The organism is Luteimonas terricola (assembly GCF_004352845.1).
GTDB classification, from domain to species: domain Bacteria; phylum Pseudomonadota; class Gammaproteobacteria; order Xanthomonadales; family Xanthomonadaceae; genus Luteimonas; species Luteimonas terricola.
In genome coordinates, this window is record NZ_SJRX01000001.1 from 532,229 (window position 1) to 550,285 (window position 18,057).

The following is an 18,057-nucleotide window of genomic DNA, read 5'->3' on the forward strand; positions in this document are numbered from 1 at the left end:
CCCCATTACCCGAACCCCGTGGCATGTGCATCACGGCGACACGGGCGCGCTGTGTCGAACAACCTTCGTCGGACGCGCGAGGCTATCGAACTCACCATTCGTGCGAACGAAACGCCGCCCCTGTTGAGCCGTCGTCGTGCTCAGCAATGGTCGATGGAATTCAGATGTGAACCCATCGAATTTTTCCCTCAAGCTGATGCCGAAACGCTCCGGATATGCTTGCGAGACCATGCTGAAGTCATAGCTGTGCGTCTGCACCATCATCAATGGTGCGGAAACACTTCCCTGCTCGACCCGCAACAACTTGCCCTCGTTGTAACGGAAGCTGTTGCCATGGAAATACTTCGTCTGCTCGTTGTTCGGCCCAATGATCTTCGTCTCTGAACTCCCTGCGCATGCCGAAGAGGTGCAGAGCGGCGCGCCGCAAGTGCTACCGATAGGGCACGGATTGCTCATGGAGCCGCCCGGGTAGAAGGCGAAACTGATGTTTGGCGTGTAGGAGTAGTTCCATTCGCTGGTCGCGACCCCAGGGCCGGACAAGACCTTGCGCATGAGCGAGTACGCTTCGTAGGAAATTGCCCACGTGTTCACGTCGTCGTTCGTGTTGCTGCCAGCCGACCCCCAGTCATAGTTCTCACATGCAACAGGAACATTGCTCCTGCCGTGGGTAAGCCAACTCACTTGGAAGGTGCCCAGCGCTCCGGACGGGTGCCGGATCGTGCCGGAGAGCTGTGTCGGACCCATAGGCTGGGCCAGCCGAATGTAGCAATCCCTGGTCGGTTCAAGCTGGGAACCTATCGGATAGTGCACCTCCGCGGACGTGAACGCGTCGAACCCGATCTCCCATCGAGTCATGTCAGGCTGTACGACTGCAGATAGGCTGCGCCGCGGACCCACCACAACATACTCATAGGACCACATCCTCTCTCCATCCGAGACAGTATCGACATGTCCATTGGAGTTGTATGTGATATCCAGGGAACGCCCGTCGCCTGATGTAATTCCGGTCAATCGGCCCGGCGCGTCCCAGGCGTTGCTGTAGTCATACACGACGGCGTTCCCAAAACGATCTTCGACCCGCGTCGCATACAGGACGTTCTTGCGCCTCGCAAGGCTAGGCCCACCGATCTCGCTGCTCATGTTTGGTTCGTGGTACTGGGCCATCCAATCGAACCAGTACTTGGTGCCGTCCGGAGTGATGGCGAGGAAACCTTCGCCCGTTCCATTCTTGATGGTTTCCAGGCAGGACACATACACCTGCCCCGTCGTCATCCAATAGTAAGGGCCACCAGAGGTGGGCATCACAGCACCATTTCTAACCTGCAGAAGCTCACCGCCGCCCGGAATGTTCAGGTTGTTGCCCTGCCAGAAGTCCCAGAAGTTGATATCCCACACAGGCGTGGGTGGCGTAAGCTGGTGCGCAGGCGCGGAACAGCGACGTCCCGGGTTTCCGGGGACGCGGCTTTCCCAGTTCGGCCCGAAGACTGCACTGATGCTGGGCACGTCGATATCCCAGTCGGCGAGCATCAAGTCGGTTCGCCTCTCATACTGGTTCTGAACCGAGTACGTGCGGGAGAACTTCACCGCAAGGCGATCATTGCCGGGGATATCGACATCCGTCATGGCGAATGACAACGCGCCGTTCGCCAGATTGACCTGCTCTCCAAGCAGATCGGAACCCAGCTTGGCTACCTCTCTGGCCGACCCGATACGCTTTTCGTACTCATCCCATGGATAGACGACATCGCTCTGCGCAAAAGCATTACTACCTGCCACGAGTGCGGTCAGCAAAGCTGCCGCGCAACAAGCTATCGACCACGTCCTAGTCACGGCTCCCCCTTTGCAATGATCCATCACGCTACACAGCTTCCGCATCCGGTTCGATGCACCTTCTGAAGCCATTCCCCCTCAAGGCGCCGACCTGGCTCTTCGGAGCATCGACGCGAACATGCTCATAAATCGCACCATTCGCAACCCTGTCCGCTCCCCTCCCAAGGATCCTGCACGAGCAAGCGCTGCCCCGTCTATCAGAAAAGTCTGACAGTCATGCGAAGTTCGTTTCGAACCCTGACTTTGGCCTATTGGCAGGCTTTGGGCCACAGCCCCGCTCTGCATGGCCATCTCGGACCCTTGCAACGTCCTCGTGTACCTCTAGATACTGCCTTGCAGCAAGGCGACCGTTGACTCGTCCCCTTTGCTGCTTTCTGCATACCGAACCGCATGACCATGACGCAGGACACATTCCGCAGGCGCTCGATATTTCCTGAGTTACCACGCGTGAGTACACGCGAGTGGCTTATACCGGCTGCCCTCTCTCTAGGAATGCACGCCTGCATTATCGTCTGGGCAGCCCTGAATCTGATGTCAGGCGGTGTGCGCGGATCAATCGCGAACGTCGGAACCGGTACCAGCAGTGCGCTGCTTGTCGAGTATGTGGTCGTTGAGCAGCAAACTCCCGCCACTTTCCATCAAGAAGAGACTGCCCCTGCGCAGCAAATAAAGGCGCTACCTGTAGAAGCGAATGCAATATTACAAGTCAATGAACAAGCAGAGCGAACGGCGTCGCAGTCCCCGGAGGAGGTCGCTGTCGTGGAGCCTTCTCCGGAACCTGCTCACCTTGATTCCGTCAATCCCGGCATCGAGGATGGCAGCCCTGCAAGCAATATCTCTGATACCGGAAGCAACGCCTCAGGAGATGACCTGACGGACAGGTACCACGTTGCGCTGCGGCGCCACATCGAGATCAAGTGGCAGGACATAACGAAGCGCAGGATTCCAGAAGGCTGCGAACTAAAGATCAGCCAACAGCCCGGGGGTTCCGTACTCGCTGCCGTAGCCAATTGCAGGCTTGATGAGATCGACCGTCTGCAGCTTGAGGCGGTAGTCCTCATGTCCCAACCACTTCCCTACTCGGGCTTTGAGTCCGTTTTTGCTCCTGATCTAGCGCTCCAACTGTAGCGGCACAGAATGAAAGGCTCTTCGCTGCCACAAGAATAGTCGTGAGAAATGCTGATTGGACGCGGTTCGAGGGTAATCCCCCACTTCTAGCAGTCGCCAAAAGTGGAGCTATGCGGCAAGTGCGAGTTGACCGGACATGGGGATGACTCGCCGGCCCTTCTGGATGGGCTCGTAGCCGGAGTCCCAAGGCAAGTGTCCACGCCTAGCTATGCTGGAAACAGGGGACAGTTGCCGCCAGGCTGTTGAAAATCCCGCTGCGAGTCACTGTCCGGCGGGCGATCTCGCCGGGTGAGAACAAGGAGGCCAACGCTGGCCCTTCGCACGCCGTGGAGGCAGCAATGGAAGGCACCGCAATCAAGGCACCACACACCCATCGATTTACACCCGTGGGCGCATGCATCTACTGCGGCGCCACGGAAGGTCGCCTGACCGAGGAGCACATTATTCCCAAAGGCTTGGGCGGCACATTGGTGCTGCCCCAGGCCAGCTGCGACGCGTGCGCCACCACCACCTCGCTATTCGAGATGCGGGTGCTGCGCGGGTTCCTCGACCGTGGCCGCCAGGCCATGGGAATCAAAGGCCGCAAGGCGCACAAGCGCGCCCTGCCCGACACGCTCACGCAAACCTTCATCCAGCCCGATGAATCCACGGTGGAGCGCGAGGTGCCGTGGAACGACGGAATCAAGGTGATGCACCTGCCCGTGTTCGTGCTGCCGGCTTTCCTGGACCCGCGCAAGCCGATGGACCCCCGCGTCCAGAAGCTGGAAATCATGGCCGTGGACACCCTTCATTTCGGGGTCGGCCAAGGGGAGCTGGTGCGCGAGTACCAGGCCCAGGGCGTGCGATTTGACGATCGACTGGACGTCTGGGCGTTCGCCAAGCTGCTCGCCAAGATCGCGCACGGCTATCACGTGGCGATCCACGGGATGTTCCCGCTCCAGGAAAGCCCCCTGGTGCCCATCATTTTGGGCCAGCGGTCGGATGCGCTGAACTGGATTGGCAACACGCTGGAAGACCCGCTGCCGTCGGGTGGCACCGCGCTCCACCTGCTCCAGCACCTGCCATTGGAAGCCGACGACGGGGGCCGTGGGGCGGTGGTGCGAATCAAGCTGTTCGCCACTGACCCCACCCCCACGTATGCCCTGGCCACGCGTCTGGAAGCTCCTGAGGGGGAGTGATGCTCGGCCTGGTCGGCGACAACCAGTTCTATGCCAGTTGCGAGCAACTTGGGAGGTGGTCGGCAGTAAGGTAGACGTAGCGGGTTCAGCGCGGATGGCCGGCCCAGCTACCGGTGCACTGGGGAGAACTTGGGGACCTCCCCACGGTTTCATTCTTTCAAGTGCAGGAAGCTTATTAACTAACGCGACCGTTTGGACCCGTGTAATATCCGCCGAAAGGACGCTTTTACGCAGGTATGGAGTTCGCGATGGACGCGCACCTCTCCAGAAGTGCATTTCTGCACAAGCAGGTCAGGCGAGCACTGCAATCCGGACACTATGCACCCGGGCAGCGGATTGATCCGGCTACGCTCGCCGATCAGTACCACACCAGCCCCACGCCTGTTCGATTCGCCCTGTACCGTCTGGTTGGCGAAGGGATGCTCGAAGACCATGCCCGCGGCGGGCTGCACGTTCCGTTGCCCACTGAGTTTGCAATGCGCGACCTCTACGAGTGGATGCAGCGTCTGCTGATCATGTCGTGTGATATCGGCATCTCACCCATGGCGGCCCGGAAGGTCGTCAAGCTGAACTTCTCATCCGCCGACGACGACCTGGTGAAGCTGACATGGCAGCTGTTCAATGCGATCGCCGCCGCGACAGCACACCGCTCCCTGCATCGGGCCGTGAGGCAGGCAAACGATCGGCTCGCACCGATACGACGGGCGAAGACGGGGCTGCTCGAGCACAACTTCGAAGAACTTGCGGAGCTGAACCACCTCTGGCAGCAACGCGACATGCCGGCTCTGAAGTCCGCGCTGCGCGACTATCACGAGCGCCGCCAGCAACTTGTTCCATGTATCGTCGCTCTGTTGGCAGAAAGACGCGAGCATCTCCACTAAACCTCGCGACATGCACTCCCTACGCTTCGGTAATGGCGCCTGAGGGCTCTTGCGACCAGTTCGGACGCGATCGATAGGCCGCGCCCTGGCAGGCACCCATCGATCTATGCGCGCCCCGCGTATCGGAAGCGCGCCGAACCCAAATCCTGCGGACGCGTATCACAGTCCGAGAACAATCATCGGATTGCAGCGTAATAATCATTTGAAAACAATGAGTCCCGCTTCCTACGCTGCATGCGTCATGGGACGTCCATGACGCAAGCCAAAGGAAAAAGAGATGAATACCAACGAAGACAGCCGCGCCAACGCGCCGGAAGAGGTCATCGCGCTCGGAGTTGCCAGCGAAGAAACAAAGGGGGGGCCGCTCTCGGGAGAGTTCATCGGCGGAAACACTGTCTTGGGAATTTCCGAGGAGTGAATACCGACCATCAATGAATCGAGGTCTTTTAGATCAGGAGATCCAGCATGGATACCACCAGAGATCACGTACCCAGCATCGACACAGCGGACGAACAGGTCATCCTGCTCGGTGTCGCAAGTGTCGAAACCAAAGGCCAGCCAGGCATGGGCGAGGTCGTTGGAGAACACGCTCCGTCGGGTATCTCGCAGGAGTGAGACAAAGGGACGCACCGGCCAGGTGCGTCCCTTCTCCTATCCGGGTATGAAACATGACCAGGTATGTACTGCGCGACGACCTCTCCTGCTGCCAAGTGGCCGATCAACTTGTATTCCTCGACATCGGCAACGATCAGTACTTTCGTCTGCCGAATCTGATGGAGCGGGCACTCGTCGCGCACTTGAATGGCGATTCGAACGGGGACATCAGCAAGCTGATCGAACGGGGCATACTGGTCGCTCAGGAAGGCGTTCCGATCGAAGCCCAGCCAAGCATAGAACCTGTCGCAGGTAGTGCCATGGAAGCGCCGCACCCAGAACGAAAGCCGTCTTCCCGGGAAATTCTGGAGGTCCTCGTGATCGTCATGACCACCCGGCTGGAGCTGAAGCTCTCAGCACTCAGGAAGATTCTCGGCTCTCTCACTGCGACCAGTTACATCCAGGCGGCGCAAGCTGACTTACCAGAGTTGCTGGAGAGGCGAATCTCGGACGCAGCAGCGACATTCCGGCAAGCACGCCTGTATGTACCGGTGGAGATGACTTGCCTGCTGGATGCCATCGCCATGGCAAGGTTTCTTCGTAGACGTAAGCTCCACGCGAATATCGTCTTCGGAGTTGCGCTTGATCCCTTCTCTGCGCATTGCTGGGTGCAGGCAGGCGACCTTGTCCTGAACGACACCGTCGGCAACGTCTGCGCCCACACTCCCATACGGGTGGTGTGATGTACCGCTACGTTGTCCTGTTCGGGCAGCACTGCAAGGGTGAAGGTTCGGCCGTCGACGAAGCACTGCGGGATATCGGGCTGCAACCGAAGCTGGCGTCCCGACGCTTCACCCTGTATGCCTCGGCGGACACACCCGTATTCCGGCTCTCGTCGAACGGCGGCGCGTTCGTCGGTCATGTCTTCTCGCACGATGGCCGCACTCTAGCCGGCACCGAACTACTCGACGCCTCGCCTCGACGCAAGCTCGCACATCACGTCGTCGACAATTACTGGGGCGAGTACCTGCTCATTCAAGCACCGATAGACGACACAGAGGCCACGATGATCATGCGCGATCCATCGGGCGGAGTCGGATGCGCTTACTCGTTACGCGAAGGCTTCGCGACCTCCGACATCTCGATCGCAATCCGCGCAGGCCTTTACGCCAAAAGAGTCGACTGGGAATCCGTACAGGGCTGCCTGCTCTATCCGCAGCTCAAGACGGGACGGACCGCTCTTGCCGGGCTGCAAGAGCTCTTACCAGGGTGCCAACTTCACATACGGGAGCAGGCAGCCACTACAGAAGAGGCATGGTCCCCGTGGGACTTCGTATCGCCACAACGCCGACACGTTGATCGGCGCGAGGCTCAAGCCGCCGTTCGACGTGCGGTCACGTCCACAGTGAAACGTTGGGCCGAAACGGACGAATCCCTTCTCCTTGAACTTTCCGGTGGACTCGACTCTTCCATCGTGGCGGCTTGCCTGCTCGAGGTGAACGCACGCGTGGCCTGCTGCAACCTGGTCACACCTGTGCCGGGTGCCGACGAGCGGCGCTATGCCCGGCTGATGTCAGATCTGCTGCGCACTGAGCTTCATGTCGCGACACTTGGATTCGAGAACGCGCGATTCGATTTTCCCCCACCGCCACATGCGTTTGCCCCAAGCACATGGTTCCTTCAGCACGCATCCGACGAGCTGAACGAATCGATTGGCAGGCAGTTGGGCGTAAAGAGCTTCTTCTCCGGAGGAGGTGGAGATACGGTTTTCGGCTACACCAGGACCGCCGCCCCTGCCGCGGATGCCTTCAGGGAGCTCGGAATGATCGCCGGCATCAAGGCGACCCACGACCTCGCCGAGCTCCACCAATGTACTTTCTGGAAAGCAGGCAGGTTGGCGCTGAGGAAGCTGACCCTCCCCCCAAAGCCACCGCGTAGCGCAGACCGGACGTTCATAGCAAAGGCACCAACGGAAGATGCGGTCGCACTCCATCCGTGGCTGGCAGCCCCCGATAACGCCCTGGCAGGAGACCGCGAGCGGATTTTCGATCTCGCCGGAACCCAGGTCTTCAGGGATGGAGTGTCGCGCGGAGCGAAGTGGCAGCTCCGGATGCCCCTGCTGTCCCAGCCCGTCGTGGAAGCCTGCCTGAAGGTGCCGAGCTGGGTGTGGATCACAGACGGTCGAAACCGTGCCCTCGCCCGGGACGCGTTCGCCGACATCCTTCCTCCGGCAGTCCTGCACCGGCGCAGCAAAGGCACGTTCGTGAACTACTCGGGAGCAGTCTTCCGCCGCAACAGGAGCCAGCTCAGGGACTACCTGCTTGCCGGAGAGCTTGAAGGACACGGACTTCTCGACACCGATGGTCTGCGACGCTTTTTCGATCGCGACCTGGCCGCCCGTGACGAGTCCTTCATGCGCATCTTCGACCTGTGCGCGGTCGAGAACTGGGTCCGCCACCAGCATTGAAGCTGCCTGACGAGTTCATGGGGAGTTCGTCGTCAGGCTCTCCCTTATCTGCTTCCACCGCGCGTACTGCGCCTTCTTTGAAGCGTCCGGGTCCTCATGGCCTTGGAGCCAGAACCTGAACCAGTCGACGTTCCTCTCATACACGGCAAGCTTGTGTCTGGGCTGAAACTTCTGGTGCGGCTCGTGCGGAAAGACGTAGAGATCAGCCCGGTCCGACCGCAGCAACGGAATCACGTAATCAAGCGCATACATGTATTCCTGCTCCGAATGCTGGAAGAGGATCGGCGTATGGATCCTGTCCAGCTTGAACACCGGCGAAAGCTGCTGCCAGCGCTCCGGAGTATCGCTTGGTGCTCCAAGACCCCACATGTCCCGTAGTCCGGTAAGAAACCCCTCGCCTTTCAGACTTGAAATCAGATAGTAGTGCGGTGATGCCACCGGGTTTGCGACCGATGCAACGGTGATCACGTCTGACTCGGTGACGGCCCAGAATGTCGTTTCCCCACCGAAACTAAGCCCGCCCATCCCCACACGCGCCCGATCCACCTCCCCCTCTGCGGCCAGCAGGTCGATCACGCTTTCCACCGCTGCCAACCCCTGCCCGTACCGCTCCACCGGATCCATGGTGTAGCCGGGGAACGCGTTGATGCAGAGCGCCGAGATGCCCGCTTGCGCGAGGGAGGCCAATGGCCACTCGTCCCCTACTCCACCACGCACGAATCCTGTACAGCTGTAGTAGGTCACGAAGAGCGATGCCGGCTCGTCCCCCGGCCTTCGCGCCGAGTAGAACTGGCCGGTGAACTGCCGCCCTTTTGCGTCTACCCATCGCAACAGGCGCGCCGGCGCGACTCGCGCCAGATCCATCCCGAGTGCCGCGTTGGGATTGAACAGGACGTGACGCTCTCCGGTCTCGAGATCGATCCTTTCCAGCTGCGGCGGACGATCGGCTTCAGCCGTTACGCATACCAATGCAGCGGCCGACGCACCACAGTGCGCCGCAGTATCCCGGCCGCCGTTGACCAATCCTCGCGACCGTACGACCTCAAACACATCGCCAGTCTCGACATTCCAACGATGGATTGACTGTGCACGCCCCTGGACGGGGTCGGTCACGGTGAACAAGACCTCGTCGTGCCCTGGGCGCCACTGGGTGCCGGTGATGGCCCTGCCCGTGCACAGCTCGGAGACGCATTTGACAGCTCGCCGCGCATCGGTGCCGGGGAGCATCGATAACAGGATGTCGGGCCGGTACATCTGTCCGGTGCCATCACCGACACGCGTCAGCAGAGCGATCCTGTCACCGTGCGGCTCGCGCTCGGACTTCCACGGATCCCCTTCGACCACGCCCGCGCCTGGGGCCGGCGAGGCATTCGTCAGTGTCACCGGACTGGACAGCGCCCGCCTCTCACCTGTCGCGAGCTCAAGTTCAATCCAGCGATCCGGCGTTCCGGCCATCAGCGGAGCGCGATCGAACCACACATTGCCGAAACGCTGGGTCGCCAGGCGCCCCTCGACGTTCCCGGAGCGGAAAAGGCCTTGGCCGACAGGCACGGTCTCGTCGATGCGAATTCCCTGGTCGTACTCGGCCTGCTCGGCTGCGATGACCGCCTCGCGACTCGCGCCAGCGCTGTATCTGAGAACCCGACCGCCCTCAACCAGCGAGAAGTCGCGCACATCCGCCGCATCCAGCGTCACGGGCACGGCGCCCGAGCCGTCCGCCGCCGCGCGCCAGACGTCGATCCTGCCGTCGATCAACGCGCGGTAGTAGATCCAGTGCCCGTCGGAGGACCAGGCCACGGGCGCCGGCAACGATCCTCCCGCCGAATCGCGCAGCGGAGCACCGCCGTCCGCGACCCGTCGAGGCAACGGGTCGTCCAGGGCCTGCACGTACCAGACGGTGTCGTAGGTGTTCCGCTCAACCGATGCCTGCTCGACCCGAAAGGCCACTCTGAGGCCGTCCGGCGACATCGTTGGACTGGCGATATCCACCACTTCCAGCAGTCGCCTGGGCGATACGTCTTCTGCATGGGAAACAGCTGCCGAGACAATCAGGACACCTGCCACCAAGAGGCGCACAACGGCGCAATACGATACGGACATGATCATCTCCTCCGTTCCTTCCAGAAGTGCTGGCTGCAACTGCGATCGCGAGTCATCACCAGCGCTTGGACACGGACAGACTCAGGAAGCGGCCGACCGGCGAGTAGTTGGTCGAGTCGTAGGGCACTGCGTAGAGCGGCGACGTCACCTGATACGACGGCGGATCGCGATCGAGCACGTTGTCGGCGGAGAGGGCGAATTCGAGTCCGGACCAGCCATCACCACGCGTTCCGGTGGCGTAGCGAAGCGCCGCATCGACAGTGGTTGACGAAGCGGATGTCGCATCGTCGAGCCGGTTCGTCACGCCACCCCGATGGTTGGCAAAGAGTGACGCGGTGAAGCCACCCTGCCTCCACACGCCACCGATGCGGGCACTTAGTCGGGGCGGATTGAACAACGTGCCCGACAACGCATGCTCTTCCTGAGTGGGGATGGTTTGCTGCGTGCTGTCCAGCCAGCTCACCGAGCCCCGCAACGTCAGCGTCCCGCGCGTCAGTGCCGCGCGATACGATCCGGAGAGATCGACGCCTTGAATGTCCTGCCGGGCCACGTTGACGTACTGCGTATAGATGATCGCGACCACCTCGTCGGGATCGTATGGAGCACCGACAACGTTCTGGAAAGCCTCGGCACCCGCAATCACGTCTGCCTGCTGCTGCTCCGATGGCGAGAACTCGACGAACGGCGCATAGATCGCGCTGATCAACGCCTGGCTGGGGTTGGTGATCGGCTGGATCACCCGATTGTGGTAACCCACCCGGAACCAGGTCAGCTCAAGCTCCAGGCCGCTCAGTGCCTCCGGGTGGTAGGCCAGCGACACCGACCGGGTGCTGGCCCGCTCCGGTTCCAGATCCGGGTTGCCGCCGTCCATGACCAGCACGGTGGCCTCGGCCGGATACCCTGCTCCGCCGAAGCTGTCGGGGAGCATCAGCCACGCATAGGCGGGATAGTTGCGTTCCAGGAGCGTCGGCGCCTTGAAGGACTTTCCCCACGACGCCTTGACAGTGACGTCAGGGGTGGGCCCATAGAGCACACCGAGTTTTGGCGTGGTGACACGTCCGAAGCTGCTGTAGTCCTCGCCACGCGCCGCGGCTGTCAATGACAGGCGCTGGACACCACCGACCTGCTGCTCAGGCCCCACCAGCGGCAGGTTGACCTCCGCGTACGCAAATCGGGCACTCTCGCTTCCCCGTATCAGCTCCGTGCCGGAAATGCGATTGACGTTGCGGAACTCGTTGCTTCGGTAGCCGACACCGGCGGCGAGGCGCGCATCGCCGCCAGGCAACTGGAACAGCGGCCCCTCAGCACCAATCTCGTAGGTCCGGCTCTCATTGCAATAGCAGTCGTACGTTTCGCTCGACCCGCCTGTGCCGCCCACCGTCCACAGCTGGCGCTGGTCGTGGTTATCGCGGCCGGAGGTACCGGCGAGCGACATGGTCCAGTCGTTCGGCAACCAGATTTCGATACTGGGCGAGAGCAGCGTCGTGACCGTGCTCGACGTGACCCGGCTGTTGCGCCCACTCCAGTTGTACAAATGCGACTGGTCGCGCTCGGACCGAAGCGCATCCAGGCGCAGCTCGAGGGTATCGCCCAGTGACTGGTGTGCGCTCAGCAGGCCGCTGCGAAGTTCGCTGCCCGGATAGAGCGTCGACGGGTCAACGAGCTGCTCGGTGTAGGACCGCTGGCTGCTGTAGATCGGATCGACCGAACCGTCCTTGAAGGTCGCGATCAGCCCGCCACTGGCCCACGTGGTGCCGGCCGTGACGTTGTACTCGCGGGTGGTCAGTCCGCCCTGCGTCGCCGTTCCAAAGCGCGTACCCACGGCCACGCCGTCGTATTCGCGCTTGAGGACCACGTTCCCCACGCCTCCTACCGCATCGGAGCCGTAGATCGCGGAAGCACCATCCGCGATGATCTCGATGCGCTCCACCGCCTCTACCGGGATCGCACTGATGTCCACGGACTGGGTGAAGCCGCCATATGCCATGCGGCGTCCATTGAGCAGCGTCAACGTCGCATCCGCACCCAGGCCACGCAGGTTCAGGCTGGATCCGCCGGTGAGGTTCTGGTTCGCGTTGCCGGCACCCGCCAGGTTTCCGCTCGTTACCCCGGGGTTCTGCCCGCCCGAGAAGTTCTGCGGGATGCTGCGAATCACCTCGCCGAGGTCGCTGAAATCCTCCTCCTGAATCCGGGCCGCGTCGATCGTGATCACCGGGGACGGCACGGTGCCACCCTTGATACGTGTGCCGGTGACCTGGACCGCTTCGAGCTCGGTGGTGGTCGTATCGACATCAGGCTCGCCCGACGGCGGAGCAGTCACCTGTGCAGCCGCCACATCCGGCACTACCTGAGCCGCGGCGCCATACAGCGGCAGCAGCGACGCAACCGCGGCAGCAAGGACACTGCGCGTCAATGCCATTGCGGCAATCTGTCCACGCCCCTTGGACTTCGCGCCCCGTCCCAGGGGCCACAACACGCACCCCAGGTCCATCCTCCTCGTCGATTCGATCACAACGGTCTCCCTGTCGTTCAACATGCGATGCCTCCGGTTGGGGTCGGCATTCCGTGCCGGCCTGTGGCAGGTGTGGCCAGCCGAGCGATCCGACGTTCCAGGGCTGCGGCTGGCTTGCGCCTGGAATCGAAACAGTGCTCTCCCGCGCGCACCGGCTTCCCCCGGTGCCTCGTGCCCTCGCCGTTCCAGCGTGTTTTCATGCCCCATCCGGAGCGCATCTGGCGACGGCAATTGGCTACGTTTAACGTAGGTATGGCTACACTACGTTTACCGTAGTATCGAAGTCAAGCGCTGTTCCGGAAGCTTCCGCATATGGGAATTCCGGACGAACGCGACGTTGGCTGAGAAGCGACAGCTACCCGTCTACAGCCGCCGGCTGCGCGAGGCGCGGGAGGCATACGACATCTCGCAGCGCAACCTGGGCATCAAGGTGGGGCTGGACGAGTTCGTCGCCAGTACCCGCATCAATCGCTACGAGAACGCCGTCCACCAGCCCGCCCTGCGGATCCAGCAGCAGCTGGCGGCGGCCCTCGACATGCCGCTGGCATATTTTTATGCCGAGGACGACGAGCTCGCGCGGCTGATCGCGGACTTCAAGCCCAGACGCAGACCGGCCAAGACCCGGCGGTAGGCGCGCTTCCCTCAGTCTGGGCACTACGTTCAACGTAGTATCGAAGCCAAGCGGCCTTCCGGAAGCTTCCGTATATGGAACTCCGGGACGTGAATCCGCTTGCCTGACAAGAAGCAGCTCCCCGTCTACAGCCGCAGGCTGCGCGAAGCGCGCGAGGTCTATGGCATTTCGCAGCGCAACCTCGGCATCGAGGCGGGCTTGGACGACTTTGTCGCAAGTACCCGGATCAACCGCTACGAGACCGGCGTCCACCAGCCCGACCTGCAGACCCTGCAGCGGCTGGCCGCCGTCCTGGGGGTGCCGGTTGCCTACTTCTATGCCGAAGACGACGAACTGGCGCAGCTGATCCGGGACTTCAGGAGCAGCAAACGCAAACACCACTGAAAGCGCTGCATGGCACCTCGCTCGCCGTGTCTTGCGAGCCGATACCCTTGCGTACAGCCTACGTACTACTTGCACCAGCCCCTTGAATGGAAGCAGAGCGGCTCAGTGCAGCCGGGTGCGCTGCCCCCCGGCGACGAGCCGCAGCGGCCCGGCAATGTAGCCTGCACGCACCTCATCCACTCCGTCCCGTCGACCGTGCGCCTGCCTGGGATGATGTGCTTCTACCTGGTCGAGAATCTCGCGCAAGGCTCTCGCATGGTCGTGGATCAGCTGCCCGATCACAGGCAGCGTGCCGGGCACCAGCTCGGCCGCCTGTATGGTGGCCACGATGTCGCCGTGCGCGGCAACGATCCGCAGCAGCCGGTCCATGGCATCGAGCTGCTCCAGATCAAGTCTGTACACCGAAGTTTCAACCGTGCCGGCTGATGGATCGCATTTCGCGCTTTCGGCCGACACAGTGTCCGCACCAACCGAATCCCGCGCACGCTGTCCTGACATTGTCGCCTCCTCATTCCTTGAAGTGACCGGCCCCCAGGCAAGCAGGCGGGTAATCAGCGGGTCACCCCGCCTCGCATCTCGTTCCTCGTTGCGTAGCGGAAAGCATGGACGCGCCGCATCCCAGATCCTGCGACTTAGGTCGCGGCATGTCGTCACTTGAAATCGCGCCACAATCACGCCACAATCGCGCCATTCAATACTTACCGCGCCGAAGTAGTGTCAAAACATGGCGCGATTGGAGCACCCATGCCTCCCGAAGATCTCCGGAACGCGATCATCCAAGCGATGCGCCTGAGCGAAGACGGCCTGGGTATCGAAGCCCTTCAGCGAACTCTTCCGGACGTCGCCAAGCGCACCTTGCAACGCCATCTGGCGCGCCTGACATCCGACGGCAAACTGGTTCCAGTCGGCCGAGCGCGCGCGCGCGTCTACAGGCTGAGCACGCCGGCGGACCGCGACGCGACCGAAATCGAACGCGCCGCGCCGGCAATTCCACTTTCCACGGAAGGAGAGGAGGTTCGTGCGTTCGTGCGCCGCCCGATCGAGCAACGCATGCCGGTCGGGTATGCACGGGAATTTCTGGCCGACTATGTGCCAAACCGGACGGCCTATCTCCCTGCGCCACTGCGCGAGCGGCTGCACCGCATGGGGCGCTCGCCAGTGATCGACCGCTACGCCGGCACCTACGCGCGACAAATCCTGGATCGGCTGCTGATCGACCTGTCGTGGTCCTCCAGCCGGCTTGAGGGCAACACCTACAACCGCCTGGACACGCAGAACCTGATCGAGTTCGGACATGAGGCCGAGGGCAAGGATCGCCTGGAGGCCCAGATGATCCTCAACCACAAGGCGGCCATCGAAATGCTGGTCGATCAGGCGCAGGAGATCGGCTTCAATCGCTACACCCTGCAGAACCTGCATGCCCTGCTGGCGGACAACCTGCTGCCCGACGCCGCCGCAGGAGGCCGGATCAGGCGTATCGAAGTGGGGATCGGCAACTCCGTATTCCATCCACTCGCCATCCCCCAGCAGATCGATGAATACTTCGACCTGGTGCTGGACAAGGCTGCGGCGATCGAAGACCCGTTCGAACAGGCCTTCTTCGTCATGGTGCAGCTGCCGTATCTGCAACCTTTCGATGACGTCAACAAACGCACGTCGCGCCTGGCGGCCAACATTCCGCTGATCAAGCAGAACCTGGCTCCGCTTTCGTTCGTGGATGTACCAAGGGACGAATACATCGAAGGCACGCTGGGCGTCTATGAGCTCAATCGGGTCGAGTTGCTGCGCGATGTCTTCGTCTGGGCCTACGAACGCTCCTGCCGCCGCTTCACCGTCATCCGGGATGTGTTGCCGGATCCTGATCCATTGCGATTGCAATATCGCGAGGTTCTGCAACAGGTCATCGGGGCGATCGTCACAGGCGGCATCCGTCGCGACGATGTCGATGCGATCAAGCGCCTGCTACAGCACAACGTCCCCGCTGAAGAACTCAACGAGGTTGTCGCTCTCGTGGTCAACGAATTGCATCAACTCCATGAAGGCAATATCGCCAGATACCGTTTGCGCCCGCAGCAGTTCAGAGAGTGGATTGGCGCGCAAGGGAACGTGTGACATCTCGTTCATGGCCGCAAAGGCCCCCGACGAGACCCAGCGGCGCAGCGACTCGGGCGTGCAGCCCACCTTGCCGGCGATTGAGGCGATCGCCGCCCACTGCGATCCGTGCTCGCCCTGGTGCTCCAGCACCATCCGGACCGCGCACTCGCGCAGCTCGGGAGAATACCGTGTTGCTGTCTTCTTCATCGCTCCATCCTCTCAAAGGTTGGAGCCTCCGGAAAAGCCGGGGCGGTTCACAAAGGAAGCGCTCTATGTAATTGGCAACCGGTCGCTTTGGGCGGGCTCCGGGCACTTTGCAACGCTGGATCAGATGATCTGACTCGAATGAACAGAACAACCTGGCCCTCAAGCCGTTGAGCGAAAGCCGTCGGCCGATCCCTGCGATCAACCGGCGGCACGTTCCTGACAAGCACTCGCGGCTCCTCCTTGCCAACGGATCAAGGCAACCGCAGGCGGATGCCGGCATTCTCCGCTTCGTTTGCATCCATGAAGGCATGGCCGCGTTCCAGATCAACTCGCGTGCCCTCCAGACCCGCCCACGGCGTTGCGGCCACCCACCGCTGCGCAAAATCCAGGGTCCGTACCAGCGGTTCCGGGCTCTGTGCCTGCGACAGCGCCTTGAGTGCGCTGAGGTAGTTCGCGCGGTAGACGGTGGGCACAAGAATCCGCTCCTCGCCTGCGGCCACCAGTTCCGCGTTGCTCATGATCCTCGCAATCCGCCCGTTGCCGTCGGCGAACGGATGCACTTCGGAGACGAGGAACATCATGTACACCGCACGCGCGAACGCCGTCTCCAGACTGCGGTAGAGATCGAATCCCTGCCGCAGCGTGTTTTCGACATGATCGGGATCGACAAACACGGTCCGACCGGCACGGTTGACCTCACGCTTGAACTGCCCAGGCCCCTTCTCCGGTCTGGCGGCCATCAAGGTGGCATGGCGGCGCCGCAGCAGATCCAGCAGCTCGTCGGCATCGGCCGGCGTCCGGGCCATCTCGACCGGATCGGACACCAGCTGCCAGGTCCCCAGGATGTCGTGGGCATCGGCAGGCCGGTCGCGGGGAATCGCCTGACGAAAAACGATGGCGGCCGCCTCCTCGACCTCGAACTCCGTGCCCTCGATGAAGTTGGAGAAATACGCCTCGAAGAATGCCAGCGTGCTCCTTGCTTCCGGCCCACGGTCCCGTGTCGCGCGCCCGGCCGGCGCAAGGGCACGCAGTTCCCGGTAAAGAAGCTCGAACAGGTGCAGCCGATCGGGGTCGTAGGGCGCGCCGGCATGCCGCGCGCGTGCGCGCGGGCTGACCAGATCGTCCTTGCGCGTACCCTGCAACGCCCCGATCAGGCGATCGAAAGCCTCGAACTCGGCTTCGCGGCCGATCCGGGGTGCCAGCGCCCGCGCTTCATCGCGCAGCCGATTGAGTGCTTCAGCGCCGTTGCGGCGGGCAAGATCGTCGAGCCGCTGCTCGACCTGTTCGCGCCCGAGCGTGCGCCGGACACCGCTCTTGCCCTGACGGGACGGGGCCAGGTTGTCCAGGAAGGCGCGTGCCGTCGAACTGATGAACAGGTCACCGATGAACGGACGATCTTCCGGCTGCGGCCCGGCCCCCTTGCGGGTGCGGATGGTGATGCCCGGCAGCTCGATGTCGCGCGCGCGTCCGGCGACGACGAAGATCGAACCATCGGGGGCCGGCACGTTCTCCAGCGCGGTACGATCGGCGATCAGCGCGCCGGGCGCGTATGCGGCCACCAGCGGCCACAGGTGCCGACGGACGATCTGTTCAGGAGGATCGACCAGGTTCCTGGTGTAGAGCTTCGACCCGATGCGGCGCAGCAATCCACTCGACGCCGCACGCGAGACGGCACTGGACCGTTCGGTGGTCGAGAGGAACACTTCCGGCATTGCGTCCAGCCAATTTCTTGCCATTCAAAGGCCTCCACAGCGCCCTTATAGCAAACAAATGTCGATTAGTACGGAGATTTTGCAAAGTTTTGCGATTTAACGGCTGTCTCGGCATGGCCTGAGATAACGATACCCGCGATGACGCTCGCCTCCCACGGCGTCCGCGGGCGCGGAGCTCGCGACGCGATGACGAACCGCCTGCCCCTGCGGACCGGCGCTCTCGGGCTAAGTGGAACGCCACCATGCGGGGAGGAGTCCCGGCTATCCGGGGCGCGGCCGAGAGGTGCTTCTGCATGGGCATGCAAGGCATCCATGCATGCCGAAGCCTCGGACCATGCA

General features: G+C 62.2%; 15 protein-coding genes and 1 pseudogene. 10 read left to right on the plus strand and 6 right to left on the minus strand.

Features of this window, described 5'->3' with window-relative positions; all coding sequences use genetic code 11:
• Window positions 1-30: 30 nt before the first annotated feature.
• Window positions 31-1,791, minus strand: coding sequence for a hypothetical protein (locus E2169_RS02475; RefSeq protein ID WP_132985018.1), 1,761 nt, complete (start codon window positions 1,789-1,791; stop codon window positions 31-33).
• A 429-nt stretch (window positions 1,792-2,220) separates the two neighbouring features.
• Between E2169_RS02475 and E2169_RS02480 the strand changes: the two genes are divergently transcribed.
• The 7 genes from E2169_RS02480 (at window position 2,221) to E2169_RS02510 (ending at window position 8,078) form a co-directional block, all read left to right on the plus strand.
• Complete coding sequence (locus E2169_RS02480) at window positions 2,221-2,958, plus strand: hypothetical protein (protein ID WP_132985019.1); 738 nt, start codon at window positions 2,221-2,223, stop codon at window positions 2,956-2,958.
• Between the two features lie 338 nt (window positions 2,959-3,296).
• The gene (locus E2169_RS02485; RefSeq protein WP_132985020.1) at window positions 3,297-4,136 is read left to right on the plus strand and encodes an HNH endonuclease; all 840 of its coding nucleotides are present in this window, start codon (window positions 3,297-3,299) and stop codon (window positions 4,134-4,136) included.
• A gap of 248 nt (window positions 4,137-4,384) precedes the next feature.
• Window positions 4,385-5,017 (plus strand): GntR family transcriptional regulator, encoded by a 633-nt coding sequence (locus E2169_RS02490; protein ID WP_132985021.1) that lies wholly within the window; start codon window positions 4,385-4,387, stop codon window positions 5,015-5,017.
• A gap of 277 nt (window positions 5,018-5,294) precedes the next feature.
• Window positions 5,295-5,435: a benenodin family lasso peptide gene (locus tag E2169_RS02495; protein WP_132985022.1), complete on the plus strand. Its 141-nt coding sequence runs from the start codon at window positions 5,295-5,297 to the stop codon at window positions 5,433-5,435.
• Between the two features lie 47 nt (window positions 5,436-5,482).
• On the plus strand, window positions 5,483-5,632 hold the full coding sequence (locus E2169_RS02500) for a benenodin family lasso peptide (protein ID WP_132985023.1): 150 nt from the start codon (window positions 5,483-5,485) through the stop codon (window positions 5,630-5,632).
• 53 nt (window positions 5,633-5,685) lie between these two features.
• The gene (locus E2169_RS02505) at window positions 5,686-6,354 is read left to right on the plus strand and encodes a lasso peptide biosynthesis B2 protein (protein WP_132985024.1); all 669 of its coding nucleotides are present in this window, start codon (window positions 5,686-5,688) and stop codon (window positions 6,352-6,354) included.
• The gene (locus E2169_RS02510) at window positions 6,354-8,078 is read left to right on the plus strand and encodes a lasso peptide isopeptide bond-forming cyclase (RefSeq protein WP_132985025.1); all 1,725 of its coding nucleotides are present in this window, start codon (window positions 6,354-6,356) and stop codon (window positions 8,076-8,078) included. The genes E2169_RS02505 and E2169_RS02510 overlap by 1 nt, the downstream gene beginning before the upstream one ends.
• 15 nt (window positions 8,079-8,093) lie before the next feature.
• Here the strand turns inward: E2169_RS02510 and E2169_RS02515 are convergent, their stop codons facing one another.
• The gene (locus E2169_RS02515) at window positions 8,094-10,184 is read right to left on the minus strand and encodes an Atxe2 family lasso peptide isopeptidase (RefSeq protein ID WP_132985026.1); all 2,091 of its coding nucleotides are present in this window, start codon (window positions 10,182-10,184) and stop codon (window positions 8,094-8,096) included.
• Window positions 10,185-10,233: 49 nt separating this feature from the next.
• On the minus strand, window positions 10,234-12,714 hold the full coding sequence (locus tag E2169_RS02520; protein ID WP_229659105.1) for a TonB-dependent receptor plug domain-containing protein: 2,481 nt from the start codon (window positions 12,712-12,714) through the stop codon (window positions 10,234-10,236).
• A gap of 313 nt (window positions 12,715-13,027) precedes the next feature.
• On the opposite strand from E2169_RS02520, the gene E2169_RS02525 reads away from it, so the two are divergent.
• Together E2169_RS02525 and E2169_RS02530 are read left to right on the plus strand one after the other, a co-directional pair.
• A complete protein-coding gene (locus tag E2169_RS02525) occupies window positions 13,028-13,321 on the plus strand; it encodes a helix-turn-helix domain-containing protein (RefSeq protein ID WP_132985027.1) in 294 nt (97 codons plus the stop codon).
• Between the two features lie 99 nt (window positions 13,322-13,420).
• Complete coding sequence (locus E2169_RS02530; RefSeq protein WP_132985028.1) at window positions 13,421-13,705, plus strand: helix-turn-helix domain-containing protein; 285 nt, start codon at window positions 13,421-13,423, stop codon at window positions 13,703-13,705.
• Between the two features lie 102 nt (window positions 13,706-13,807).
• On the opposite strand, the gene E2169_RS02535 is transcribed toward E2169_RS02530, so the two are convergent.
• Window positions 13,808-14,203 carry a hypothetical protein gene (locus E2169_RS02535; protein WP_132985029.1) on the minus strand — a complete coding sequence of 132 codons (396 nt, stop codon included), beginning with the start codon at window positions 14,201-14,203 and terminating at the stop codon, window positions 13,808-13,810.
• Between the two features lie 246 nt (window positions 14,204-14,449).
• On the opposite strand from E2169_RS02535, the gene E2169_RS02540 reads away from it, so the two are divergent.
• Window positions 14,450-15,817 (plus strand): Fic family protein, encoded by a 1,368-nt coding sequence (locus E2169_RS02540; protein ID WP_132985030.1) that lies wholly within the window; start codon window positions 14,450-14,452, stop codon window positions 15,815-15,817.
• 33 nt (window positions 15,818-15,850) lie between these two features.
• Here the strand turns inward: E2169_RS02540 and E2169_RS02545 are convergent.
• Window positions 15,851-16,006: pseudogene (locus E2169_RS02545) on the minus strand (transposase); the annotation flags it as partial.
• A 251-nt stretch (window positions 16,007-16,257) separates the two neighbouring features.
• Complete coding sequence (locus E2169_RS02550) at window positions 16,258-17,718, minus strand: Fic family protein (RefSeq protein ID WP_207918348.1); 1,461 nt, start codon at window positions 17,716-17,718, stop codon at window positions 16,258-16,260.
• Between the last annotated feature and the right edge of the window lie 339 nt (window positions 17,719-18,057).

Coding starts and splice junctions, on each gene's coding strand:
- E2169_RS02480 (WP_132985019.1), top strand. CDS start 2,221: ATGACCATGACGCAGGACACATTCCGCAGGCGCTCGATATTTCCTGAG.
- E2169_RS02550 (WP_207918348.1), bottom strand. CDS start 17,718: ATGCCGGAAGTGTTCCTCTCGACCACCGAACGGTCCAGTGCCGTCTCG.
- E2169_RS02490 (WP_132985021.1), top strand. CDS start 4,385: ATGGACGCGCACCTCTCCAGAAGTGCATTTCTGCACAAGCAGGTCAGG.
- E2169_RS02540 (WP_132985030.1), top strand. CDS start 14,450: ATGCCTCCCGAAGATCTCCGGAACGCGATCATCCAAGCGATGCGCCTG.
- E2169_RS02520 (WP_229659105.1), bottom strand. CDS start 12,714: ATGTTGAACGACAGGGAGACCGTTGTGATCGAATCGACGAGGAGGATG.
- E2169_RS02505 (WP_132985024.1), top strand. CDS start 5,686: ATGACCAGGTATGTACTGCGCGACGACCTCTCCTGCTGCCAAGTGGCC.
- E2169_RS02535 (WP_132985029.1), bottom strand. CDS start 14,203: ATGTCAGGACAGCGTGCGCGGGATTCGGTTGGTGCGGACACTGTGTCG.
- E2169_RS02495 (WP_132985022.1), top strand. CDS start 5,295: ATGAATACCAACGAAGACAGCCGCGCCAACGCGCCGGAAGAGGTCATC.
- E2169_RS02510 (WP_132985025.1), top strand. CDS start 6,354: ATGTACCGCTACGTTGTCCTGTTCGGGCAGCACTGCAAGGGTGAAGGT.
- E2169_RS02500 (WP_132985023.1), top strand. CDS start 5,483: ATGGATACCACCAGAGATCACGTACCCAGCATCGACACAGCGGACGAA.
- E2169_RS02485 (WP_132985020.1), top strand. CDS start 3,297: ATGGAAGGCACCGCAATCAAGGCACCACACACCCATCGATTTACACCC.
- E2169_RS02515 (WP_132985026.1), bottom strand. CDS start 10,184: ATGATCATGTCCGTATCGTATTGCGCCGTTGTGCGCCTCTTGGTGGCA.